General features: G+C 59.9%; 9 protein-coding genes and 1 riboswitch. Of the genes, 3 read left to right on the top strand and 6 right to left on the bottom strand.

Features of this window, described 5'->3' with window-relative positions; genetic code table 11:
• Positions 1-482 precede the first annotated feature (482 nt).
• Both purH and purD read left to right on the top strand, forming a co-directional pair.
• Positions 483-2,072 (top strand): bifunctional phosphoribosylaminoimidazolecarboxamide formyltransferase/IMP cyclohydrolase, encoded by a 1,590-nt coding sequence (gene purH, locus ACP39K_RS23900; protein WP_089185200.1) that lies wholly within the window; start codon positions 483-485, stop codon positions 2,070-2,072.
• Between the two features lie 48 nt (positions 2,073-2,120).
• Positions 2,121-3,404 (top strand): phosphoribosylamine--glycine ligase, encoded by a 1,284-nt coding sequence (gene purD, locus ACP39K_RS23895; protein ID WP_015376331.1) that lies wholly within the window; start codon positions 2,121-2,123, stop codon positions 3,402-3,404.
• 49 nt (positions 3,405-3,453) lie between these two features.
• On the opposite strand, the gene ACP39K_RS23890 is transcribed toward purD, so the two are convergent.
• The 6 genes from ACP39K_RS23890 to nudC form a co-directional block, all read right to left on the bottom strand.
• Positions 3,454-4,125 (bottom strand): DUF1481 domain-containing protein, encoded by a 672-nt coding sequence (locus ACP39K_RS23890; protein ID WP_028127643.1) that lies wholly within the window; start codon positions 4,123-4,125, stop codon positions 3,454-3,456.
• Positions 4,126-4,161: 36 nt separating this feature from the next.
• A complete protein-coding gene (gene hupA / locus ACP39K_RS23885; protein WP_004929874.1) occupies positions 4,162-4,434 on the bottom strand; it encodes a nucleoid-associated protein HU-alpha in 273 nt (90 codons plus the stop codon).
• Between the two features lie 189 nt (positions 4,435-4,623).
• Positions 4,624-5,214 carry a YjaG family protein gene (locus tag ACP39K_RS23880; RefSeq protein ID WP_004929875.1) on the bottom strand — a complete coding sequence of 197 codons (591 nt, stop codon included), beginning with the start codon at positions 5,212-5,214 and terminating at the stop codon, positions 4,624-4,626.
• Positions 5,215-5,262: 48 nt separating this feature from the next.
• Complete coding sequence (nfi, locus tag ACP39K_RS23875) at positions 5,263-5,949, bottom strand: deoxyribonuclease V (RefSeq protein ID WP_161544316.1); 687 nt, start codon at positions 5,947-5,949, stop codon at positions 5,263-5,265.
• 9 nt (positions 5,950-5,958) lie between these two features.
• The gene (gene hemE, locus ACP39K_RS23870) at positions 5,959-7,023 is read right to left on the bottom strand and encodes a uroporphyrinogen decarboxylase (RefSeq protein WP_016929418.1); all 1,065 of its coding nucleotides are present in this window, start codon (positions 7,021-7,023) and stop codon (positions 5,959-5,961) included.
• Between the two features lie 38 nt (positions 7,024-7,061).
• A complete protein-coding gene (gene nudC, locus ACP39K_RS23865) occupies positions 7,062-7,829 on the bottom strand; it encodes an NAD(+) diphosphatase (RefSeq protein WP_028127642.1) in 768 nt (255 codons plus the stop codon).
• 101 nt (positions 7,830-7,930) lie between these two features.
• Between nudC and ACP39K_RS23860 the strand changes: the two genes are divergently transcribed.
• Positions 7,931-8,434 (top strand): Rsd/AlgQ family anti-sigma factor, encoded by a 504-nt coding sequence (locus ACP39K_RS23860; RefSeq protein WP_016929420.1) that lies wholly within the window; start codon positions 7,931-7,933, stop codon positions 8,432-8,434.
• A gap of 39 nt (positions 8,435-8,473) precedes the next feature.
• A riboswitch (TPP riboswitch) is annotated at positions 8,474-8,598 on the top strand.

Genomic DNA, 8,598 nt, shown 5'->3' with positions numbered 1-8,598 from the left:
ATTAAAGAGCAGTGAGTTAGGCGCTTTCTCTTGCTAACTCGAGGTGGCGTATATTACGCTTTCCTCTTTCAGAGTCAACCCTAATTTTCAGGATTTTTTCTCTGCGACCCCCGGAGACTCTGTGAAGTTGTTCACATGTTCCGTGTCGATGGAGGCGCATTATAGGGAGTTCCTCGCAGGCCGCAACAGGTATTTTCAGCAAAAACGATCGTTCGCTGCATTCCACAGCAAAACCCCGCCTTATACCCACTTGCACACAGTGTTATCCACAGATGCGATTTGCACGGAAAATTTACGAGCGCCACGCAAACGTTTTCGCTACAATTCCCCGCGACGAAACGATCCCCCTTTTTATGGGGGCGCTACCTGAATATGTGCCTGACCCTCCCTTTATAAGGCAAAAAACCCTTCCTTATAGAGAGAATGAGGTGGACATTCACGTAACGCTCTTTAATTGCGACTCAAAGCCAAGGGATAAAACCATGCAACAACCTCGTCCAATCCGCCGGGCCCTGCTCAGCGTGTCTGACAAAACCGGTATCGTTGAATTCGCCGAAGCGCTTTCCCAGCGCGGCGTTGAACTGCTCTCCACCGGCGGCACCGCTCGTCTGCTGGCAGACGCCGGTCTGCCCGTTACCGAAGTTTCCGACTACACCGGCTTCCCGGAGATGATGGACGGACGAGTTAAGACCCTGCACCCGAAAGTCCACGGCGGCATTCTCGGCCGCCGCGGCCAGGACGACGCCGTCATGAATCAGCATGACATCCAGCCTATCGACATGGTGGTCGTCAATCTGTACCCGTTCGCCCAAACCGTGGCGCGCCCGGATTGCTCGCTGGAAGACGCGGTTGAAAATATCGATATCGGCGGCCCGACCATGGTGCGCTCCGCCGCCAAGAACCATAAAGACGTCGCCATCGTGGTGAAAAGCAGCGACTACGCCGCCATCATTACCGAGATGGACAACAACGACGGCTCGCTGCGCTATGCCACCCGCTTCGATCTCGCCATCAAAGCCTTCGAACACACCGCCGCCTACGACAGCATGATCGCCAACTACTTCGGCGCGCTGGTGCCGGCGTACCACGGCGAGACCGAACAGCCGTCCGGCCGCTTCCCGCGAACCCTGAACCTCAACTACATCAAGAAGCAGGATATGCGCTACGGTGAGAACAGCCACCAGCAGGCCGCCTTCTATATAGAGGAAGAGGTGAAGGAAGCGTCCGTCGCAACCGCCGAGCAGCTGCAGGGCAAAGCGCTGTCCTATAACAACATCGCCGATACCGACGCCGCGCTGGAATGCGTGAAAGAGTTCGCCGAACCGGCCTGCGTGATCGTCAAGCACGCCAACCCTTGCGGCGTGGCGATCGGCGACGACATTCTGGCCGCCTACGAGCGCGCTTACCAAACCGACCCGACCTCCGCCTTCGGCGGCATCATCGCCTTTAACCGCGAGCTGGACGCCGCCACCGCGCAGGCGATCATCAGCCGCCAATTCGTGGAAGTGATCATCGCGCCAAACGTCACCCAGGAAGCGCGCTCCCTGCTGGCCGCCAAACAGAACGTGCGCGTGCTGGCCTGCGGCCAGTGGCAGCAACGCGTGGCGGGGCTGGACTTCAAGCGCGTCAACGGCGGCCTGCTGGTGCAGGATCGCGATCTGGGCATGGTAACCGCCGCCGATCTGCGCGTGGTATCCGAGCGCCAGCCGACCGAGCAGGAACTGCGTGATGCGCTGTTCTGCTGGAAAGTGGCCAAGTTCGTGAAATCCAACGCCATCGTTTATGCGCGTGACAACATGACCATCGGCATAGGCGCCGGCCAGATGAGCCGCGTTTACTCCGCCAAAATCGCCGGCATCAAAGCGGGCGACGAAGGGCTGGAAGTGAAAGGCTCCGCCATGGCCTCCGACGCCTTCTTCCCGTTCCGCGACGGCATCGATGCCGCCGCGGCGGTTGGCATCACCTGCGTGATCCAGCCTGGCGGCTCAATCCGCGACGACGAAGTGATCGCCGCCGCCAACGAACACGGCATCGCGATGATCTTCACCGACATGCGTCACTTCCGCCATTAATTCCTTTTGCCGCGTGCGCTCCGGCGCACGCCATTCGTGGAGCCCCTGATGAACATTTTGATTATCGGCAACGGCGGGCGCGAACACGCGCTGGCCTGGAAAGCCGCCCAGTCTCCGCTGGCGGACAAAGTCTACGTCGCGCCGGGTAATGCCGGCACCGCGCTGGAAGCCAATCTGGAAAACGTGGCGATCGCCGCCACCGACATCCCCGCCCTGGTCGCGTTCGCCCAGAGCCATGACATTGGTCTGACCATCGTTGGGCCGGAAGCGCCGCTGGTGATCGGCGTGGTCGACGCCTTCCAGGCCGCCGGTCTGAAAATCTTCGGCCCATCACAGGCCGCCGCGCAGCTAGAAGGCTCCAAAGCCTTCACCAAAGATTTCCTGGCGCGCCACCGCATCCCGACCGCCGAATATGAAAACTTCACCGAGGTGGAGCCGGCGCTGGCCTATGTGCGCCGCAAAGGCGCGCCGATCGTCATCAAGGCTGATGGCCTGGCGGCCGGTAAAGGCGTGATCGTCGCGATGACGCTGCAGGAAGCGGAAGAAGCCGTGCGTGACATGCTGGCCGGCAACGCCTTCGGCGACGCCGGTCATCGCATCGTAGTGGAAGAGTTCCTCGACGGCGAAGAAGCCAGCTTCATCGTGATGGTCGATGGCGAGAACGTGGTGCCGATGGCCACCAGCCAGGACCACAAGCGCGTCGGCGACGGCGATACCGGCCCGAACACCGGCGGCATGGGGGCCTACTCTCCGGCGCCGGTCGTGACCGACGAAATCCACCAGCGCGCCATGGACCAGGTGATCTGGCCGACGGTGCGCGGCATGGCGGCGGAAGGCAATACCTACGTCGGCTTCCTGTACGCCGGCCTGATGATCTCCGCCGACGGCCAGCCGAAGGTGATCGAATTCAACTGCCGTTTTGGCGATCCGGAAACTCAGCCGATCATGCTGCGCCTGCGCTCCGATCTGGTGGAGCTGTGCCTGGCGGGTGCCGAAGGCCGTCTGAATGAGAAAAGCTCTGACTGGGACGAACGCCCTGCGCTCGGCGTGGTGCTGGCAGCCGGCGGTTATCCGGGCGACTATCGCAACGGTGAGGTTATCCAGGGGCTACCGCAGCAGGAAAGCGCCGACGGTAAGGTCTTCCACGCCGGTACGCGCCTGCAGGGCGATGACGTCGTCACCAGCGGCGGCCGCGTGCTGTGCGTGACGGCGCTGGGCGACACCGTGGCGCAGGCGCAGCAACGCGCTTATCAGCTGGCGGAAGGCATCCAGTGGCCGGGCAGCTTCTGCCGCAAAGATATCGGTTATCGCGCGATTGCGCGCGGCAAATAATTTGACCTTTCATGGTCATGACAAGAGGCTCCGCAGCGCGGGGCCTTTTTTATAGTTGGTCTTCTTTCGGTTCCCAGCTGCAGAAATCGTCGTTCGCCACCAGCAGCAGTTCGCTGCCTTCCGGCGCTTCCAGCCAGGCGACGCTCACCGGCCGGCTGCTGCTGCGGGCACGCTTCTCGATCCAGACGATGGAGGCGGCATCCAGTCCCGGTTTCATGCTTTGGCCGTCGCAGGTTTGCACCTCGCCCTGCATCCAACGCCCCTGCAGCAATTTCACCTTGCCGGCGCGCAGCGCATTGCTCACTTCGAGGATCCGTCGCGCCTGATATTGATACAGGGCAATTTCATCGCGGGTCAGCGGTTCGCGGCGTGTCGCCAGTTGGCGCTGCATAAAGCTCACCGTGCCGTCGTCGGCAAAGCGCAGCTGAATGGAATCTCGATCGCCGTCGGCGTCGTTACGTTTGATTTGGCGCAGCACGTCGCCCTGATAGGTGTACAGCGTGGTAATGGTGCCCGGGCCGCGGTAAGGGCTGTAGACGCTGACCAACACTTGCGGACGATGTTGCTCATCGTCTTTACGCCACAGACGTATCACGCCCTGATCGGCCACGAAGCCGCTGGCGGTAAAACTGGGGATATCGGAATGGAAACTGCAGGCGCTCAGGCCGACGGCGATGCCAACGGCCATGAGCGCCCGACGAGTAAACAAAAGGGGCGCCATCGCCCCCCTGTTTAATCTTTTCACCGAGGCGCGGTCTTATTTAACGGCGTCTTTCAGTGCTTTGCCAGAAACGAACGCAGGCACGTTGGCTGCTGCGATTTTGATTTCTTTGCCAGTCTGTGGGTTGCGGCCAGTGCGCTCGCTACGATGGTTTACTTTGAAAGTACCGAAGCCAACCAATTGTACTGCATCACCTTCTTTCAGAGACTCAGTAATTGCAGCCAGGGTGGATTCCAGAGCCAGTTTAGCTTGTGCTTTGGAAAGGTCAGCCTTGTCCGCGATTACATCAATCAGTTGAGTCTTGTTCATAAGTTATCCTTACAGTGTGTTTATCGTTTGCAAAGCATCGAGTGCGACGGATATGCCGATTGACAGCACTCTCCTGCATACACGCACCGATAGCCACTTTTTTTACGCCCCCCAAATGTAGACCAGACAGGGTGCGGATGTGAAGCCTTAAGGCATGACAAATCAGGCGTTAAATCACGTTTTGTTGCCTTATTGCGCTAAATTTATCCCGATGTTGCTGACCCCCGCCTCCCGCAGGTCGGATCGCAGCCCCTTGATCAGGTCTATGTCGCGCTCTTCACAGGCGTCCAACAGGCGGAAAATTTCCCATTGAATGTCCCATTCTTCCTCTACCGCAGGCAAACTTTCCAACTCTTCGTCGGTCATTTCCTTACCGGCTTGGGTCATTTCCAACATCGCCACGGTGCGAATCGATGTTTCGCTGATGGCGATGGCGTGCTCCAGCGTCTCCCCGCCGAGCCGCGAATGGATCAGTTCCCCTAATGCGATACAGGCATCAATTGCCGGGTAAACGCCGTAAAGATCGTAATCTTCCGCCGACGGAATCGCCTCTTCCAACTTCTCGAGCTGGCTGTCGAAGTTGACCTTGGCGTCCTTCACCACCAGCGTTTCCCACACCAAATCCAGAATGCGGCGATAAACCGCCGGATCGCCGAACTCGGTCTGTTTGCAGAACATCTGGTAATTCGGGTACATACGCTCGCACAAACTGGCCATAAAGGTCAAATGTTGCCAGCCCTCGAGCCGTTCCAGACGTAAATGAATCGGGTTACGTAGCATGCTTTACTCTCTTACGCGTTATCTGCGGCGCAGTGTACCCGAAATCGCTCATGGCGACACCTCCGGATGCTGCTGCAACCACCGCTGAAACGCCGGACGGCGCGAAGCAATGGCGTCGGCCCAACGGGTCGGCTCCGGCAAACGGTAGCCCGCCATGCAGCGCTGCACCCACGCCAGCGCGCTGTCGGCGCCCACGCGGTGACCGGTAGAGATGAACAGCGGGTTGCAACGCGCCTTGCTGCGCCATACCCAACCCAGCTGTTCACCCTTATCTTCCAACGGCGCCAGCGCGCCGACGGCGGCGTCCAGCGGCGCGAATTTGCCGCACAGGCGCTTCTTGGCCACGCCGATGGTCGGCACATCGACCAGCAGGCCGAAATGGCTGGCGACGCCAAGGCGCCGCGGATGTGAAACGCCGTGGCCATCAACGAAGATCAGCCCCGGTTTTTGCCGCAGCTGCGCCCAGGCGGCCAGCAGCGCCGGGTATTCGCGAAACGACAGGAAACCCGGGATATAAGGCATGACGGTAGCGATGCGCGCCACCTGATACTCCACCAGCTCCAGCGACGGATAGCGCAGGATGGCGATGGCGGCGCGCGTCACCGCGCCCTCTTGCTCGAAGCCCACATCGGCGCCGGCGATGAACGCCGGCAGTTCGGCCGGCAGATCGTCGTAGCGAATGACTTCAGCGGCGCGCCGCAGCTGTTCGGCGCGCAGAGCCGCCATATCGGTCACATCGGATCCTTAACGGTGGTATTTCGCCGACTGCGCGTGTACCGCCTCGACGAAGGCCCCGGCGTGCTCCGGTGGCACATCCTGATGGATGCCGTGGCCCAGGTTGAACACATGACCGTTGCCGTGGCCGAAACCGGCCAGAATGGTCTCCACTTCGTCCGCGATGCGCGCCGGAGAAGCATAAAGCATCGACGGATCCATATTGCCCTGCAGCGCCACTTTGTCGCCCACGCGCCGACGCGCGTCGGCGATATCGGTGGTCCAGTCCAGCCCCAGCGCATCGCAGCCGGTGGCGGCCATCGCCTCCAACCACTGCCCACCGCCTTTGGTAAACAGCGTCACCGGCACGCGGCGGCCGTCATTTTCACGCAGCAGGCCATCGACGATCTTGTGCATGTAGTGCAACGAGAACTCGCGGTAATCGCGCCCGGTCAGCACGCCGCCCCAGGTGTCGAACACCATCACCGACTGCGCGCCGGCCTTGATCTGGGCATTGAGATACAGGATCACGCTGTCCGCCAGCTTGTCCAGCAACAGGTGCAGCGTGGCCGGTTCGGCATACATCATCTTCTTCAGCTTGGTGAAGGCCTTGCTGCTGCCGCCCTCAACCATATAGGTAGCCAGCGTCCACGGGCTGCCGGAGAAGCCGATCAGCGGCACTTCGCCCTTCAGCTCGCGGCGAATGGTGCGCACCGCGTTCATCACATAGCCCAGCTCCACTTCCGGATCGAACACCGGCAGTTTGTCGACGTCGGCGCGGCAGGTGACGGGGGAGCTGAAACGCGGGCCTTCGCCGGCTTCAAAGTACAGGCCGAGCCCCATGGCGTCGGGAATGGTGAGAATATCGGAGAACAGGATGGCGGCGTCCAGCGCATAGCGGCGCAGCGGCTGCAGCGTAACCTCACAGGCCAGCTCCGCGTTCTTGCACAGCGACATGAAATCACCGGCCTGGGCGCGAGTCGCCTTGTACTCCGGTAAATAACGACCGGCCTGGCGCATCATCCATACGGGGGTCACATCCACCGGCTGGCGCAACAGCGCGCGCAGGTAACGATCGTTCTTCAACTCAGTCATTTATGGGGCTCCCTTAATAATCTGCCGGCCATTGTACATTATTCTGCCCGGCACAGCGCCACGGTGTCCTCAATCAACCGGCGCGCCACGGTGCCGGGCGGCGGCAACAGCGGCAGTTGGTCGTAACGATACCAGCCGGCATTGAGCAGCTCCTTGGGATCGTGACGAATCTCACCCTGGTGGTAATCGGCCATAAAGGCCATCATCAGCGAGTGCGGAAACGGCCAGGGTTGTGACGTGACGTAGCGCAGGTTCTTGATTTCAATATTGCTCTCTTCCATCACTTCGCGCGCCACCGCTTGCTCCAGCGTTTCGCCCACTTCGACGAAGCCGGCCAGCACCGTGTGAATGCCGCCGCGATGGCGCACGTGCTGCGCCAGCAGGATCTGATCCTCGCGCCGAATGGCGACGATCACGCAGGGCGCGATCTGCGGGTAGTAGCGTTCTTTGCAATGGCCGCACAGGCAGGCGCTTTCGGTGCGGCTGAGGTGCATCTCATGGCCGCAGTAGCCGCAATAGCGATGGGAGCGGTAGAAGTCCGCCAGCTGCACGCCGCGCCCGGCCAGCTGGAACAGACCGCGATCCTGATCCAACAGCTGACGTACCGACCCCATCTCCCGCGGCATCGCCTGGCGCACCAGCCAGACCGGCGCGCCCTCCCACTCACCGATGACGCGCGCCATATGGCCCTGCAGCCCGAGGGCGGCGGCAGTCCCCGACGGCAATTCACCGTTCGGTAACCAAAGTTTGCTTTCATGGCTGACGATCCACCAGCCGTTTTCATTGCCCGTTAATGCAAGTTCCATATCGTTGTTGCACAACCTCAGCTTCACTGGCACTCTACAAATCGGCTTTGTTACATTTTAATAACTTACCGGTTACTTTTGTTACTTACACGGAGTCAAACATGCTCAACCGTTTGGAAAGGCTGACTCAGCGCGTTGGCGGTAGTAATGAATTAGTTGATCAATGGCTTCAGGCCCGCAAGCAGTTGCTGGTCGCCTACTGCACGCTGGTAGGCCTCAAACCGAATAAAGAAAAGCATACGCCGCTGAATGAAAAAGCGCTGGAGAACTTTTGCCACAACCTGGTGGATTACCTCTCCGCAGGGCATTTTCATATCTATGACAGAATTATCAAACAAGTGGAAGGCGCAGCCAGTCCGAAAATGTCGCTGGCGGTGAACATCTACCCCAAGCTGTGGGCCAATACCGAACAGATCATGGCGTTCCACGATCGCTATACCGAAGTGGATATCGATCAGGAAGTTTGTCTGGAATTCCACCAGGCCTTGTCGGATATCGGCGAAACGCTGGCGGCGCGCTTTGCGCTGGAAGATAAGCTGATCCAACTGGAAGCGGAAGCCGCGCAGCAACCGCTGCCGGACCAGACACTGGATCCGGCGCGTTAAAATTTTATAGTTTTTTTTCTTATCCCTCCTATACTGGGGGGCATCTTGTCGGAGTGCCTAGCGCCTGATTTGTTCATCGAATCAGCCAGGCTGAGACCGTTAATTCGGGATCCGCGGAACCTGATCGGGTTAATACCCGCGAAGGGAACAAGAGTAATCTATCG

This window comes from Serratia sp. EC4 (assembly GCF_059652115.1).
This window is presented reverse-complemented; position numbering and strand designations above follow the sequence as displayed.